The sequence below is a fragment of the Pandoraea terrae genome (assembly GCF_902459695.1).
Classification (GTDB): domain Bacteria; phylum Pseudomonadota; class Gammaproteobacteria; order Burkholderiales; family Burkholderiaceae; genus Pandoraea; species Pandoraea terrae.
In genome coordinates this window covers 1-15,125 of the sequence record NZ_CABPRZ010000007.1, presented here as the reverse complement: position 1 = coordinate 15,125, position 15,125 = coordinate 1, and the positions used below count along the sequence as shown (strand labels likewise).

Annotated in this window: 13 protein-coding genes; 10 read left to right on the top strand and 3 right to left on the bottom strand. The window is 61.0% G+C overall.

What is annotated here, in order from left to right:
- Window positions 1-29 precede the first annotated feature (29 nt).
- From glyA to PTE30175_RS09810, 3 genes are all read left to right on the top strand, one after another.
- Window positions 30-1,277, top strand: coding sequence for a serine hydroxymethyltransferase (gene glyA / locus PTE30175_RS09820; protein WP_150696887.1), 1,248 nt, complete (start codon window positions 30-32; stop codon window positions 1,275-1,277).
- 18 nt (window positions 1,278-1,295) lie between these two features.
- Complete coding sequence (nrdR, locus tag PTE30175_RS09815) at window positions 1,296-1,769, top strand: transcriptional regulator NrdR (RefSeq protein ID WP_150696886.1); 474 nt, start codon at window positions 1,296-1,298, stop codon at window positions 1,767-1,769.
- A 223-nt stretch (window positions 1,770-1,992) separates the two neighbouring features.
- Window positions 1,993-2,493 (top strand): hypothetical protein, encoded by a 501-nt coding sequence (locus PTE30175_RS09810; protein ID WP_150696885.1) that lies wholly within the window; start codon window positions 1,993-1,995, stop codon window positions 2,491-2,493.
- Window positions 2,494-2,646: 153 nt separating this feature from the next.
- Here the strand turns inward: PTE30175_RS09810 and PTE30175_RS09805 are convergent, their stop codons facing one another.
- The 3 genes from PTE30175_RS09805 to PTE30175_RS09795 all read right to left on the bottom strand — a co-directional run bounded on the left by PTE30175_RS09805 (window position 2,647) and on the right by PTE30175_RS09795 (window position 4,493).
- The gene (locus tag PTE30175_RS09805) at window positions 2,647-3,549 is read right to left on the bottom strand and encodes a nucleotidyl transferase AbiEii/AbiGii toxin family protein (protein ID WP_150696884.1); all 903 of its coding nucleotides are present in this window, start codon (window positions 3,547-3,549) and stop codon (window positions 2,647-2,649) included.
- Complete coding sequence (gene abiEi / locus PTE30175_RS09800) at window positions 3,527-4,075, bottom strand: type IV toxin-antitoxin system AbiEi family antitoxin (RefSeq protein WP_150696883.1); 549 nt, start codon at window positions 4,073-4,075, stop codon at window positions 3,527-3,529. The genes PTE30175_RS09805 and abiEi overlap by 23 nt, the downstream gene beginning before the upstream one ends.
- A 187-nt stretch (window positions 4,076-4,262) precedes the next feature.
- Window positions 4,263-4,493, bottom strand: coding sequence for a hypothetical protein (locus PTE30175_RS09795; protein ID WP_150696882.1), 231 nt, complete (start codon window positions 4,491-4,493; stop codon window positions 4,263-4,265).
- 502 nt (window positions 4,494-4,995) lie between these two features.
- On the opposite strand from PTE30175_RS09795, the gene PTE30175_RS09790 reads away from it, so the two are divergent.
- The 7 genes from PTE30175_RS09790 to PTE30175_RS09755 all read left to right on the top strand — a co-directional run.
- Window positions 4,996-7,353, top strand: a complete 2,358-nt coding sequence (locus tag PTE30175_RS09790; RefSeq protein WP_150696881.1) for a type VI secretion system Vgr family protein — start codon at window positions 4,996-4,998, stop codon at window positions 7,351-7,353.
- Between the two features lie 76 nt (window positions 7,354-7,429).
- Window positions 7,430-9,793, top strand: coding sequence for a hypothetical protein (locus tag PTE30175_RS09785; protein ID WP_191628965.1), 2,364 nt, complete (start codon window positions 7,430-7,432; stop codon window positions 9,791-9,793).
- Complete coding sequence (locus PTE30175_RS09780) at window positions 9,790-10,503, top strand: hypothetical protein (RefSeq protein ID WP_150696880.1); 714 nt, start codon at window positions 9,790-9,792, stop codon at window positions 10,501-10,503. Before PTE30175_RS09785 ends, PTE30175_RS09780 begins: the two co-directional genes overlap by 4 nt.
- 15 nt (window positions 10,504-10,518) lie before the next feature.
- Window positions 10,519-11,442: a lysozyme inhibitor LprI family protein gene (locus PTE30175_RS09775; protein ID WP_150696879.1), complete on the top strand. Its 924-nt coding sequence runs from the start codon at window positions 10,519-10,521 to the stop codon at window positions 11,440-11,442.
- Between the two features lie 288 nt (window positions 11,443-11,730).
- Window positions 11,731-11,991 (top strand): PAAR domain-containing protein, encoded by a 261-nt coding sequence (locus PTE30175_RS09765; protein ID WP_420819620.1) that lies wholly within the window; start codon window positions 11,731-11,733, stop codon window positions 11,989-11,991.
- 2 nt (window positions 11,992-11,993) lie between these two features.
- Window positions 11,994-13,316 carry a hypothetical protein gene (locus tag PTE30175_RS09760; RefSeq protein WP_150696877.1) on the top strand — a complete coding sequence of 441 codons (1,323 nt, stop codon included), beginning with the start codon at window positions 11,994-11,996 and terminating at the stop codon, window positions 13,314-13,316.
- Window positions 13,306-15,125: ImcF-related family protein (locus PTE30175_RS09755; protein WP_224788684.1), on the top strand; the 1,820-nt coding region annotated here is incomplete at its 3' end. The genes PTE30175_RS09760 and PTE30175_RS09755, both read left to right, overlap by 11 nt.

The window sequence follows — 15,125 nt, the reverse complement described above, 5'->3', positions numbered from 1 at the left end:
GAAAATCTGTTCATCTCAGCGGAAAAGCCATGTTCGATAAAGCCAAATCCACCGTTGCCGCCATCGATCCCGATGTGTGGGCCGCCATCCAGAAAGAAAACCAGCGTCAGGAAGATCACATCGAGCTGATCGCCTCGGAAAACTACACCAGCCCGGCCGTCATGGAAGCGCAGGGTTCGCAGTTGACCAACAAGTACGCTGAAGGCTATCCGGGCAAGCGCTATTACGGCGGTTGCGAATTCGTCGACCAGGTCGAAGCGCTGGCGATCGAGCGCGTGAAGCAGCTGTTTGGCGCCGAAGCCGCCAACGTGCAGCCGAACTCGGGCTCGCAGGCCAACCAGGGCGTGTATTTCGCCATGCTCAAGCCGGGCGACACGATCATGGGCATGAGCCTCGCGCACGGCGGTCACCTGACGCACGGTTCGCCGGTGAACATGTCCGGCAAGTGGTTCAACGTCGTCAGCTACGGCCTGAACGAGAAGGAAGAAATCGATTACGAAGCGGCCGCCAAGCTTGCCGACCAGCACAAGCCGAAGCTGATCATCGCGGGTGCGTCCGCTTACGCCCTGCGTATCGACTTCGAGCGCATGGCGCAGATCGCAAAGTCGGTTGGCGCGTATTTCATGGTCGACATGGCGCATTACGCCGGTCTGATCGCCGCGGGCGTGTATCCGAATCCGGTGCCGCATGCCGACTTCGTCACGACCACCACGCACAAGAGCCTGCGCGGCCCGCGCGGCGGCGTGATCCTGATGAAGGCCGAGCACGAGAAGGCCATCAACTCGTCCATCTTCCCGGGTATCCAGGGCGGTCCGCTAATGCATGTGATCGCCGGCAAGGCGGTGGCGTTCAAGGAAGCGCTGTCGCCGGAGTTCAAGGAGTATCAGGCGCAAGTTGTCAAGAACGCGGACGTGCTGGCGAAGACGCTGGTCAAGCGCGGTCTGCGTATTGTGTCGGGCCGCACCGAGTCGCACGTGATGCTGGTCGATCTGCGCGCCAAGCAAATCACCGGCAAGGCTGCGGAAGCCGCGCTGGGCGAAGCGCACATCACCGTCAACAAGAACGCGATCCCGAACGATCCGGAAAAGCCGTTCGTGACGAGCGGTATCCGTCTGGGTTCGCCGGCGATGACCACGCGCGGTTTCAAGGAAGCCGAAGCCGAACTGGTCGGCAACCTGATCGCCGACGTGCTGGAAAAGCCGGAAGATGCCGCCAACCTGGCCGAAGTGCGTGCCAAGGTGGCTGAGCTGACCCGTCGCTTCCCGGTTTACGGCTGAGCGTAGCAGGCGCGCCGCATGCTCTGCCCGTTCTGCCGGCACGAGGACACGCAAGTCATCGACTCGCGTGAAGCGGAAGACGGCGCCGCCATCCGGCGCCGTCGCCGCTGTCCCGCATGCGACAAGCGTTTCACGACATATGAGCGGGTCGAGCTCACCATGCCGGCCGTCGTCAAGAAAGACGGCAGCCGCGCGGAGTACGACCGCGCCAAGGTGCGCGCCAGCATGCAGTTGGCGATTCGCAAGCGCCCGGTGAGTGCCGAAGCGCTCGACGCGGCGATTGCGCGCGTGGAGTACCAGCTGTTGGCGGGCGCAGAGCGTGAAGTGGTCAGCCAACGTGTCGGCGAGCTTGTCATGCGCGAATTGAAGCGTCTCGACAAGATCGCCTATATCCGGTTCGCATCGGTCTATCGCAGTTTCGAAGACGTCTCGGAGTTCCGCGACGTGCTCGAAGAGATCGACAACGGCGAGAAGCCGAAGAAGAAGTCCTGAGTTCAGGCCTGCGATGCAGGCACCTCACGAGAACCCCGCACACCGCACGGTGGCGGGGTTTTTTTGTGTGTATAAGAAAACTCCCGTAAATAGGGGCATTCCGAGATCGTGGCGATATTCCGAATTTAGACTTCGGATCTCTCGCAATCGCGTGGATATGACGCGTGATGCGTTAGTTGCTTGGTCATTGATGAGGTAACTCAAAGTGACCGAGATTTGATTCATGTTCAGGAATAAATGCATGCGGAATATCTTTCCAAAAACGGGTGCGCTGCGTCCGACGCTGATTTGTGCAGTCGTGGCTGTTGCCTTGGCCACGATGGCGGTGCCGGATTATGCCAAGGGGCATGACAGGTTTGCGCGAGATTCTTCCTATGACGATTGGGATGCGGCTGAAGACGGCTTTGAAAGCATTAAAGCGAACAGGAAAGGGGGGCGCGATGGGGAGGCGTTGAAATCTGCTTCTGCATGTGAGGAAGTCGTCGCCGCCGATCGTGACGAAGAAGAGAATTACGAATTCGCAACCGTGGGAAGGCCGCGTTTGGAAAGGGCGATAAACGGCTATTCCCCCGTCGACGCTGTCGCACGAAAGAAGGGGGATGCGGATGTCGCGCGGCAACTGGAGCGCCAATTCCCCAACGCTCGGAGGAAGCACAGAGGCTTTGACGATGCGATGCAGGCGCGCGCAGAAGCGTGCGGACGGTGCGACAGACCTCACGATTGACGATAGATAGAGATTCAAGGTCTGCGCGGATCTGCGGAAGACGAAAAGGTCGCGGAGTGGGCGGGTTTATTGTCATTGCATCGGTTACCGAAGCAAAGCTTGGTGTCTTGGAACGGTCTGAAAAGCGGTCAGGCCGTTCACAATCAAGAATTTCTAAGTGATGTTGTTCTGAACGCTCAGATTCGCAGACAGCAATGCGATAGCGAGCTCTCGGGATCGCCGTAAGAAGCCAGCGACAAGCGCCGCATTCGCTAACTGTGAAGCGACACCCGCGTCGACGAAGCGACTCATCTCCTGATGAAACGCTTTTACAGTGTCTGGCGCAGCCAACTCAATCAGCTTTGCCTCCAGCTTTTCCTTGAACCGCTGTTCGGTCCACCCGTAATCCGACAGTTTGGCGGCGATCAGCGCGATGTTCGGGGCGATCCGCCGGTCACTCAGGAACTTGATGTCCCAAAGGTCGCGGGCCTTCAAGAACGGACGCGCGCCCAGTGCAACGAGTTTATCCGCAAGAATTTCATTTGGCGTTTCTGCCGCGACAATCAGTTGGCGAAGTTCCGACGGGAGGTGGGGATAGTTTGCAGCCACGGCCACGAGATCGACATCGTGCGCGGGTACGCTCGCGACCTCAATGTTGATCACCTGGTTTTGCGCAACGCTTGGATCTGCCTGAGGAACGTGCACCTTGGCGCTCCATCGCGAAACGGTAACACCGTCGCTCGGCGCTTTTTCCTTGGGTGCCCTGATGTCGACCTGCAAACCGTAGGCGTCGCCAATTTCCTTGCGCAGTACGTCGGCGAACGGCGTCATCGTTTCGGGCGCGAAATGCTTCCCGCAAGCGAAGTCGAGGTCTTCCGAATAGCGCGTGCCTTGATAGCACAAGCGAAGCGCCGTGCCGCCCTGAAACGCGAGGTGTGACGCCGCGCCGCTCTGGGTCAACGCGAACAGAATCTCGTAATGCAGGATTTCCTTGATGATGGTGCTGGCTGGCACGCGGCGCTCGTTGGCGTAGCGCCCCGCCAATGTGAGCAGATCAGTTTGCGTACGAAGTGGCATCGGTAGATTCCATCGGCATCACAAGATCAAGATTTCGTCCAACGCGCCTCAGGTCTCGCAAGGCACGCTTCGGGGTGGCAACGGCAAAGTCGCGTTGATTGTCGAAAATCATCTCATCTCGCAATTGGTCAGGTTTTTGAGACGTGTGGGTGAATTCCAGCGTCCCGTACGGCGTGTTGAATGTCTGGCTTCGCCCGGTCGTCATCAATGTGAGTCGCGATGGGATTTGCGAGATCAAGCCAGCTTGGGAAAGTGCGGACTCAAGGCTCAGGTAGTTGAAATCCCAAGGTCGCAAGAACGGCACCAATGCGCCAAGAAGATCGGGAGGCAGCGACCGTGCCCGTGGATTGATATACAGCCCCCGGGCAACACGTTCGATGATTCCGCTTTCCTGATGCCGGGTCAGGGCGCGCAACATGGTCCGCTCGTCTTCCGGAAATAGAAGACGCAACGTGTGTGACGAGTAGGCCCAGATTCCTGCCTTGTCCCAGCGGTCCAGGGTGGTTAGGAGCGAACGAGCAATCATCTTTGATAAACAAAAACTGGATATTTTTGTTCAGTATATGTCAAGTAATCGCTGGCTGGCAAAAATTCTATACGGAAAGTTGACAAAAATGTTCTGTTTCTGTGTATTTATGTGCCCCGGGCAAAATCTCATAAATTGAGGCCCAATGAGTGACGGCAATGTCTCACCCATTGCCGAAATGCCGCTGTTAGCGCGTGCGTTCGCGCAAATCGCAGGTCAGCTCGTTGGCTTCCGTCGCCAGTTCCTCCAGTTGCTCAAGAAACGCCGAACGGTACGGTTCGACCAGCGATTCGATATGGTCGACAGTGGTTGCCGATACCATCGCGACAATGCGTTCCGTCAACGTGCCAAGGCGATCAACGGCCATGGTGACAATGGCTTGCGGGTCCGGGGCGATGTGAGCTGCGCTCGTATGCATAAAAGTCTCCTGCAGGTGCGGTGAGAATCGCACCACCCACCCTAAGAATGGGTGGGCGGGCACAAAGCAAGGTTGACAGACCGACACCCCAGAGAGAAACGGCAGGCCCAAGGGCCTCCCTGCTTAGGCCCGCCCGTCGCTGACACCGATGAGAGGCCACGCACAGACGCAGACGGCGATTGTGCATCTCTGGCATGTACAGGCTGTCAAACCCGGTCGCGTTTGTTTGCGCGACGGAATCAGCATAGGGGCAGGGGAGGGAGTATGCAATTGCCGGACGGCCGAATCCGTTGAATTCGCGGCATTTTAGGAATCGTCGCATGAAGTGGTCGGATGCGTCGCCTTGTGTTCTGAGAGAGGGGCTGGCGAATTTGGGCCTTTGCCCATAGACGCATGCGCCGGGGCGTTGATATCGTTTCGAGTCCTGACGATGCGAGTGACAGCGCCCCAAAGAGTGCGCCGCCGTGTCGTTCGTCCGTCATTGAACTCTCCCCCCGGCGCGATGCAGACACTCCCCGACGCAGCAGCAGACCTGAAGTCCCTTCTCACCCAGCCTACCCAACACATTTACCTCACGATTCCCGGCACGGATTTTCCGTTGTCGGTGGTGCGCTTTCGACTTGAAGACGAGATGAACGGCAGTTTCATGGCCGATATCGTTGTGACCTCGCCCGTGCAGGATCTGCCCGGCGCAGATTGCATCGGCCGCTGGGCGATGCTGCGCCTTGAAGACGAAACTGCCGAGACCGCGTGGATGACGGCCGAGCGCAATGCGCTGCGCACCTGGCACGGCGTGGTCACGCAGTGGGAACACGTCTCGTCGAGCCGAGATGAAGCGACGTATCGGCTGCGCCTCGAACCGCGCTTCGCGCTGCTGCGCCAGACCGCCGATTCACGCGTGTTTCTCGAGACGTCGCTGCGCGAGGTGATCAAGGCATCGATCGTCGATCGCCAGACGTTCGTGCACTCCGATGTCGAGTTCGCGTTTGAGGCGTCCGCCCAGCAGTTTGAGCAAGTGCTGATGTATGAGGAGACGGTCGAGCATTTCATCTCACGGATTTGCCGCAAGTACGGCCTCTATTACTACATCAAACATGCTGACGACGCGAAGGGCGCATATCGCGACACGCTGGTGTTCGGCGATTCGGCCAAGGGCTATATGCGGGCGCTGGAGGTGCCGCTGGCTGCGCATGCCGGGCTCGAAAGCGTGGGGCGTGAGTCGATCCAGACGCTGCGCACGATCCGCACGAGCGTGCCCGAGACCGTCAGTGTGTGGGATCACAACTACCGCACGCCCGAGGACCCGCTCGCTGCGGAGTCGAAGATCGCGTATGAGGATCGGTCGGTCGCCGGCACGCTGCGGCGCAGCGCCGAACATCATCGCACCGCCGACGCGGCGCAGACGGTGGCCGAGCTGCGCCGCGACGAGCAGATTGCGCGGCAGACCGTCTACAAGGGCACCAGCAACGTCGTGGGCATGACGCCGGGCATGGTGGTGCGTCTGACGAACCACACGCTGCCCGACGCCAAGTACGGCTTCGTCATCACGAAGCTGATTTGCCAGGGCGGGCGCGCCGAGCCGTTCAGCAACGAGTTCGAGGCGATGCCGTCGCACCTGCCGTTTCGCCCGGAATACGACCCGCACCAGCACTGGCGCTGGATGCCGGGGCCGGTGAAGGCGGTGATCGAATCGCGCTACGACGACGGCTACGCGCATCCGGACGAACACGGGCGCTATTTCCTGAAGTTCGGCTTCGACTGGCGCAAGACCAAGCCCGGTTTCGGCAGCAAGCCGACGCGGTTGATGAAGCCGTCGGCGGCGTACCGGGGCGGGTTCCATTCGCCGAAACTGCCCGGCACGGAGGTGCTGGTCGGCTTCACCGGCGGCGACATCGACCGGCCGATCATCCTGGGCGCGGCGCACGACTACGCCCGCACCGATGTGGTGTATGGCATCGACGGCTGGAATACGCGCTCGATCTGGCGCACGCCGCTGCGCGGTGCGGACATCCGCATGGAGGACTACAAGGGGCAGGAGGGCGTCAAGGTCGCCACGGTGTTTGCGAAGTCTTCGGTCAGCCTGGGCTATCTGGTCACCCACGACAAGAAGCGGCGCGGGGAAGGGTTCGAGGCCACCACGCAAGGCTGGGCGGCCGTGCGCGGCGCGAAAGGGGTGCTGATCTCGGCCGATGGTTTGTCCAGCCCCGACGCACCGCAGCTGGAAATGCCGGCCGCGCTGGCGCAGCTGCAGTCGGCATTGCGCCAGGTCACGGCGCTGGTGGAGGCGAGTACCGCTGCGAAGGCCACGCCTGCGGATGAGGCCACGCAGACCAGCCTGAAGGAGGCCCTGGAACAGCTCAAGGACGCCGGACTGATCGCGAGCGCGCCAGGCGGTATCGCACTGACGACACCGCGCTCGATCCAGCACGCCGCCGGTGAGAACGTGATGCTGACGGCGGGCAGGCATGTCGACGTCAGTGCGATGAAGCGTTTCACGTTAGCGGCGGGCGATCTGATCTCGTTGTGCGCGCACAAGCTCGGGCTGAAGTTATTTGCTGCCAAGGGCAAGGTCGAGATCCAGGCGCAGACCGACGGGCTGGATTTGTTCGCCGCGAAGCAGCTGCATGTCGCCAGTACTGAGCAGGACGTGCTGATCGCCGGTCGCAGCAAGGCCGCGATGGCCAGCGGCGGCGCTTGCTTCACGATCGAGGACGGCAGCGTGGTGTTCAACTGCCCGGGCGACTTCAGGGTCAGGGCCGCGTCGTTCAGGTTCGAGGGGCCGGCGGATCTTGCCGTCCCGTATCCCGATCTGCCGCAGAGCAACTTCAAGACAACCGAAAACTATACCCTGACGCGCTAACGCCATGATTATCAGTCCCCCATTTCTGCCCGCAGTGGGCGTGAGTTCCAACGATGCGTTCTCGACCGATCCGCTGATGGACGCGGTCGACAAGTATGAGCAGGACCATGGTATTTATCCGGTTGCGCTGGACCGGCGGCGGCACACAGGTATTCACCTCAAGTCGGACATACTGGACCAGCGGGTGCACGCCATTGCCGACGGCGAAGTGGTCGCGTATCGGGTGTGCGAGTTTGCCATTGATGGCGGCGACAGCAAGGCGGACAGCAACGCCGGTTTCGTGCTGCTCAAGCACACGACCGAGACGGGGGAGGGGCGCGCGTTGACGTTCTATTCGCTCTATATGCACCTGCTCGATTTGGATAGCTATCCAATTGACGTCACCAAACAGCAGTTGCCTGAGTTCTTGCGCACGAAATCGCCCGGCGGCAACCGGGATGAATTATTACCGCCCCCGGCGCAAGCGGGCAATGGCTTGATGAAGGTGCAGCGCAAGGACGTACTCGGTTTGCGCGGTGCGTGCCAGGGTTGGAGGCACCTGCACTTCGAGATCTTCATGACGAAGAAGGATTTCGATGAGTATTTCGGTCCGACCCAGTTGGGCAAAGAGCAGGTCGTAACGCCCGCGACGTCGGATTATTGGGGGCACAGCTACTTCGTGATCCCGGAGGACACCCAGTTCTTCCCGTTGCCGCCGGACGCGGACGCAAACGGTAAGCTCGGTGACATTGCATTCGAGAAGCTGCAAGTGGACAAGAACAAAGCCACGCTGTACGTCGAAGCGTGGTTTCACAAGGGCCAGAAATACACCAAGGTCTGGCGTGACGAGGGCAACGGGCAATTGAGGCTGCTGACGATGGCGCAGCCGGGTACAGACAAGTCCGGGCAGCCCCTCGAAAGACTGCAGGCGCAGGCCGAGAAGGATTACGAATACACGCTCTACGACCGTGCCATGGCGTTGTACAAGACGTGCCCGAGCGACGGCTATGAACTGCTTCGCTTCGGGCGGATACTCAGCAAGTCCGACAAGTTGCCGGAAGGCGAGCGTGCGACGTGGATGCGCGTGACCTTTGACGACGACAAGCAAGGCTACGTCGACATCAACAACGCGAAAATCAAGAAGCTGTCCGATGCGGATTTCCCGTTCTTCAAGGGCTGGCAGAAGCTCGACGAGGCCAACGGTCCGTTCGATGCCGACGGGCTGTGCGACATCGATGCCTTGAAGGCACTCATGTGTAACGCCAAGGAGCGCTATATGCCGGAAGCGCTGGCGCGGACCGAGAGCGGCAAGAAGGCAGAAGCACTGGCCCGTTACGTGAGAACGACAAAGGGCGTGCGCGAACAACTGCGGGGGTTCATCTGCGAAGCGCCGAGCGAATGGGACAGCTCGAACAACGAGCAGCGTTTCGGGAAGCTGAAGGCGCCGGGCGAGCACTTCGAGGGCGACGAAAAGGGCTACGGCAACCTTCTCAAGCGGGTTGAGTCGCTCCAGTTCTGGGACGAGACTGGGCTTACCCCAGGGGAAAAGCTCTGGTTCTTCCATCCGCTGGCGTTCATTCGGCATTTCAGGAAATGCGGGTGGCGCAGCCTGCCGGAATTGGCGCAGATGCTGCCGCGCAAGTCGTCCGTGGAGGCCGGGGGACTAATTGAGTGGGGCACGGCAGTGGATCGATGGCAGGACGGCGAGACTAGCAAGCTAGGCTTCATGCCTCCCAATATGTATCTCGCCATGAATCGCATGTGGCCGAAATATGGATTCACCGATCCGCAACGGCAAGCGCACTTCCTGGCGCAAATTTTCAAGGAAACCGGTGCTTTGCGCTCGACTGTTGAATATGGCGGCGATAACTATTTTCGCACCAAGTACGAAGTATTGACGGAGCAGGAAGCTGGCGCCGCATTCGATAGCCTGAAGGCGAAAAAGAAGGCGGTGAAATATAGCCGTGAAGACTATATCAAAATGCGTATCGCGCAAGCTAGGCAAAAGGCAGAGGAACTGGAAAACACGCAGCCCGGCGATGGTGCGAGATTTCGTGGACGTGGGCTGATTCACCTGACCGGGCGAGGTAACTATAGGAAGTACGGACGATTTCGCAAGTCTGACTTCACGACCGACCCCAAGTGCGAGCTCATTTCAACGGATGCGTTTGTTGCTGCGGATTCCGCCGGATATTTTTGGGTCAGCAAGTGGATGGTTTCAAAAGACATAGGAGCAAGCCGAGGGGGCAGGAATATCAGTCGCCGTGCCGATCTCGGCGTGGAGGATGACAACGTTCACGCGATATCCGTGCCGGTCAATGGCATTAATCCCAACGGTCCTGTGGCGCGTAAGCAGTTCTTCCGCTATGCGAACTTCATATTGGGTGACTTGCCCAGTATGCCTGCCGATCGGGATTTGGTCAGGCAAACGGACGATAGCCAACAGGAGCAGAAGAAATGACGAAGACGCATTTTCGCATGACATTGGCGCGCTGGCTCGTGATGGTCCTGGGCTGCATGCCCATGCTTGCACCGGCGCAGGAGGCAACGATTACGCCGCGCCCGGCGTTTGCCAAAGACATCGCAGAGGTAATGGAGCCCTTGCCGGCCGAGTTCGTTGAGCGGTGTGGCATGACGCTGTTCTATCCGGCGCTGGAGACTTTCCGCGATCAGAAAATTGGGCCGGGCTGTGCGGGTTCCTATAAAAAGGGCCTAACCGTGATGAATCTGAGCTACGAATACGGCGAGGATCCGGAAGAACGAACGAAATCCATTGATATTGTTATCAAACCCAGCGGGCTCGAACGCCGGCTAGAACAACGTTCGTCAGCATTCGCCCCAACGGTCGACGGCGTGCGAATGCGGCCGAACGCCGGCTTCGGCAACGTGTGTGACAACCTCGTGAGCACCGAGATCACGCCTATTTCCGGCGTCAACTGGCATGGCTGGATGGCCGAGGAAGTCTATTCAAAGAGTCGGAGCAAGGAATTTCAATGCACGATCTATTCGCCAACGTACCGTTGTATCTCCATGTTGATCGGCAACACAAAAATGTCGGCGCACTTAGCGGGAGCATGTCTGCTACGCGAACGCACCACCAATCTGGAAGAAGGCCTCAGCTACGACCTCTTCATGGAGATGATCAAGTCGATACGCTTTAACGAGGAATGAAAAATACTCGCCGACTTGATTCAATCATCAATCGCACTTAGCGCTGAACGTGATGCGCTCGGCCGACGCATTCGTATTAGCCGCCTACGTATCCAGGTTCTGCTGGGTCATTACAAACGAATAGGGCAAGAAAGGAGCAAATGGATGAAGCAAAACTCTCGCGTCCACTGGTGGGCTGGCGGCATCTTGATGGTGCTAGCGCTGTCGGCACATGCGGCAAGCTTCAATTGCAGCCTCGCAAAGACGCCGGTCGAACGCATGATTTGCTCGGACAAAACGCTAAATGCGCTTGACGCCGATCTTGGCGCTGCATATCACGATACGCTTGATCGCGCCGCCGATCAGCCCACGGTGATGGCTTCGCAACGAGCGTGGGTTAAGGAGCGTAATCGGTGCGCAGACAGGAGTTGCCTCGCGCAGCGCTATCGCGAGCGCCTGGCTGCGCTGAAAAAGGTGAAGCAGGCGGGCTGGAAGACGTGGCATGACCCCAAACTCGGCTTCTCGTTTGATTATTTGGAGAACCGGCGTGCGAAAACGTGCGGGACCGGAGAACGACATCCTTGTGTTCGACTGGTCGGACGCGACATGGGCAACAGCGATTACCTGATCAACTTTACACGCGTCGAAGGCCCACTTGAAGAGGTTGCAGGCAATGAGGCCGGATTTCTTGAGAATGAGGATGGCAAATGGGTGACAACATATGGCCGAGGCGTTCCGGTCGACGTCGAACACTTCTCCCGTAACGGATGGAATGGAATGCGTGCGACGATCTCGTGCGGAATTGACGATCCGGAAACAGGCTTTCATGCCATGGGTGGAGACTGCTTCTGGGCCGTTTTGAGCAATGGCCGGTATTCGATCGTCGCAGATACCTTGGGCATCATTGGTACAGACGACGACACAATGCGTAGTGTCGAGTCAATCCGCTTCGATCAATGAGCCAATAGCGGGCAGTGGCGCGCGATCCGTGCGAGAAATGGGTAAAGATGTGCACACAATTTTATCCACTGCCAAGGAAAAAACTCCCGAGTCAGACATTGTTGCCATGGTCATGAAAAGAATCAACGTTGGTGACAACGGATTCCCGGCGCGCCTGAAATATACCCGTGAAATAAAGAAGATTTTGCTATGACATTTGCAAACAAAAGTTTGGTTTTATTGATGCTTTTGAACACCGTCCCTGGAGGACGACGTCTCATGCCAGGAACTATTTAGGTCCAAGTAGCCATGATGCACCCCCCCATTCGCGTCGGCGACGCACTCGAACACGGCGGCCATGTCACCAGCGGCTCGCCGGACATGGATTTCGCCGGTCGGCGCGTGGCGCGCCAGGGCGACGAGGCCACATGCGAGCGGCACGGCCGCACCACGATTGCCGAAGGCCATCCGTGCTTCACCGATCGGGGCGTGCCGATCGCGTTGCACCACTACCGATGCGCGTGCGGATGCCGGCTGATTGCCTCACTCGCGAACGTGAACATCGCCTGAGCATGCCGGTCGACCTGTCACAAGCGGGGCCGCCGCATCCGTACCCCGCCAGCGGACCTCGGCTATTGCCGTGGCTCGGCATCTGGGTGCTCTGCTGCGCGCTCGGTGCAGCCGTGGTGTTGCTCGCCTGGCCATCCGGCGTGCCCGCAAGCGGCGCCGGTTTCTGGTTGTCGATTGTCGGTGCACCCAATGCATTGTTTGCCGTGCTGCTTGGCATAGCACGTGCCGGCTATGAGACCGAGTACCTGCATGCCCTCTATCACAATCAGCATCGGCAGGCATGGCTTGGCAAACGGGTTGCCGATGCGCAACGGCCGTTGCAGGTGCTTGCCGCCGCCTATTACTTGCCGCTTGACGGCGAGCCGCTCGCACAGGTCGTCGCGGCGGGCAATGTGCTCATCAAGTCACAGAAGCCCAGAGGTGGGGGCGGAAACGGGCTCGTCATGCACACGCAGCTTCCCGAGCCGATACCTGCGGCCGTGGAGGAGATCGACACCATCGGCTCGACCGACACTTCCGAAGCAATTCAAGCCATCGGCGATGACACTGCCGAGACCGAGCCTCCAGCCCCTCCCATGCCGGGCGACGGTTTTGGCGATGTCCTGTCGCGACTTTTCATCCCGCTGGCGCACACGCTGCACCGCCTGTCCCGGCGCGGCGCAGCGCTCGCACCGGCAGTCCGTTTGCTGAGCAGCGCCCCTGATCCGGATCAGACGCGCCTGCGGCAATTGCACGCCGTTCTTGCCGAGTACAGCCTTGACGCGCTCGACTGCGACCTTGCGCCCGTCACCACCGGCCTGATGCTTGCCGACGCGTGGCTCGATGCCGGCGAAACACGTCCGCTGCTGGTGATCGCAGCCGAATGGCACGACACGCCGCCGGCGGGCAGCACCGAGGGCGGGGTCGCCTTGTTGCTCGATCCGGGCAAACGGCCCTTGCCGACGGATATTCCTGTGATCGCCGCCCTGCATCGTCCCGCCGCCGCGCCGTTAGACGCGCTCGCCGACGGCCTGTCGACGGCGCTGCTGTGGGGCAAGTCCGAGCCGGCGGCCGTGGCGTGCGCATGGATCAGCGGCTTGGGCGCAGAGCATGACGCCGCGCTGGCTCGGGCGTTCGGCCAAGCCTCGCTTGCCGTTGTCACCGATTGGAAAGCGCAACGCCATCCCGACCGCATCCTCGGTCACGCGGGCGCGGCGGCCGGCTGGCTGTCGGTGGCTGCGGCCATCGAATCGGCCACCGAGGGTCCGCAATTGATCGTCAACCAAACACAAACCGTCGAGTCGGCCGTGCTGTTCGCATACCCGCAACCCCCGCATGAAGATTGAACCCAATAGCCTCAAACTTTTGCCCAACCTTGCACCGGCGGATATCCCGGTCGCCGAGGTCAAGCCCATCCGGACATGGGGCATCCCGCTGCTGATGACGGCCATTGCCGCGATCGCGTTGGTCCTTGTCTGGTTCAAGGGCGATTGGGTGCAAACGCCGCAGGTTGAAGACCAAAAAAGCGCTTCGTTGTGGATCCTCGGCACACTCAGCGTGTCGCTCCTGCTGCAACTGTACGCGTCCCGCAATGGCGCGTTTCGCAACATCGGGGCGGTTTTCCGGCGGCAGGCCGGTATCGGCCCCTTGACCAAAGGCGCGGCGCCAAAGCGTGACGCCCGACTGGACAACCTGCGCGCCGAACTTCGCCTCCAGCACGGCTACCGCTGGCGTTACCGCCTGCCGTGGCTGCTCGTGGCCGGTGACGACGCGCTGACGGAGGCCGTCGCGCCGGGCCTGCGCCAGACCGGCTTCGCCCTGACCGAGCACGCCGTACTGCTGCACGCGGCCCCGCAAGACATCGACGCCGGCGCATGGCGTTCGCAGATCCGCCGCCTGCGTCGCCGCCGGCCGGTGGACACCGTGATCCAGGTCATGCGTGCCGACCGCGCCAGCCGCCCCGATGGCGAACTTGCGCGCACGCTCGCCGCCATCGCGACCGACCTGGGCTGGGCCGCGCCGGTGACGCTGTTGCATCCGGTGCCGGCGACCGGCAGACAACCCGAGGCATTCCAGGCCATCGGCGCCTTCATTTCGGGTTCGGGCCGACACCCGGCCCAAGGTTGCGCCGATACGCTGGCGCGCCAGCTCACCACGCTCGAACTGCACGCGGGGACGCTTGGCGTGTGGCTGTGCGGCGAAGCCAATCGCATGCCGTACCTCGCGCAGGTGTCGGCGTATATCGGCGAGCAGCGCGAGCGCGTTGTCAAGGGCTGGGAAGGGCTGACGGCCTCGAAGTGGCTGCGCGCACCCTTGGACGGCGTGATGTTCGCGCCGGTGTTTGCGGGACCCGCTGCGGTGGGCGGTGCGGCGGAGCTCGAGCCCAATGCCGAATCAGACGACGGGCCGCCTGTGCGCCAACCGCCATCGATGCAACCCACCTGGCAGCACATCGGCGGCAACGCACGCCAGATGCGCGGCAAACGCGTCGGCTTTGATTGGCCCACCGCGCTCGCCACGCTGATCACGGTGGCCGCCATCGCGTGGTGCGTGGCCTTGATCGTCTCGTTCGCCGGCAATCGGCAACTGATTACACACGCGCGCACCATCGCCGATGTCGCGCTCGAAGCCGCGCCCGGCTCGGCCAACGCGCTGCGCGCCCAGTTGGCCTTGCAGCAGACCATCGTCATGCTCCAATACCGCCAGGCGCATGGCGCGCCGTGGCATCTGCGCGCCGGCCTGTCGCGCCTGGACGACGTGCTCGCCGCGCTCTGGCAGCCCTACCGGATCGTCAGCGAGCGCAACCTGCAACGCCCGGCCGCACGCATGCTCGGCCTGGTCCTCACCGACCTCGGCGAATTGCCCGACGACAGCGTGCACGATACCGACACCCTCCAGCGCGGCTACGACGCGCTCAAGGCCTACCTGATGCTGGCCGAGCCCGCGCGCACCGAGCCGGCGTTCCTCGCGCAACAATTGCTCGCCGCGTGGTCCGCACCGGCCGGCATGCCGCCGGGCGAATGGGCCGATACGGCTTCGCGGCTGACGGCGTTCTACGCGCAACAGCTCAAGGCGCATCCCGAATGGCGCATCGATGCCGAGGCGCCCGCCGCGCAAGGCATGCTGGCCGGCGCGCGCGCCACGCTGGTGAACCA

Coding starts and splice junctions, on each gene's coding strand:
- glyA (WP_150696887.1), top strand. CDS start 30: ATGTTCGATAAAGCCAAATCCACCGTTGCCGCCATCGATCCCGATGTG.
- nrdR (WP_150696886.1), top strand. CDS start 1,296: ATGCTCTGCCCGTTCTGCCGGCACGAGGACACGCAAGTCATCGACTCG.
- PTE30175_RS09810 (WP_150696885.1), top strand. CDS start 1,993: ATGTTCAGGAATAAATGCATGCGGAATATCTTTCCAAAAACGGGTGCG.
- PTE30175_RS09805 (WP_150696884.1), bottom strand. CDS start 3,549: ATGCCACTTCGTACGCAAACTGATCTGCTCACATTGGCGGGGCGCTAC.
- abiEi (WP_150696883.1), bottom strand. CDS start 4,075: ATGATTGCTCGTTCGCTCCTAACCACCCTGGACCGCTGGGACAAGGCA.
- PTE30175_RS09795 (WP_150696882.1), bottom strand. CDS start 4,493: ATGCATACGAGCGCAGCTCACATCGCCCCGGACCCGCAAGCCATTGTC.
- PTE30175_RS09790 (WP_150696881.1), top strand. CDS start 4,996: ATGCAGACACTCCCCGACGCAGCAGCAGACCTGAAGTCCCTTCTCACC.
- PTE30175_RS09785 (WP_191628965.1), top strand. CDS start 7,430: ATGGACGCGGTCGACAAGTATGAGCAGGACCATGGTATTTATCCGGTT.
- PTE30175_RS09780 (WP_150696880.1), top strand. CDS start 9,790: ATGACGAAGACGCATTTTCGCATGACATTGGCGCGCTGGCTCGTGATG.
- PTE30175_RS09765 (WP_420819620.1), top strand. CDS start 11,731: ATGATGCACCCCCCCATTCGCGTCGGCGACGCACTCGAACACGGCGGC.
- PTE30175_RS09760 (WP_150696877.1), top strand. CDS start 11,994: ATGCCGGTCGACCTGTCACAAGCGGGGCCGCCGCATCCGTACCCCGCC.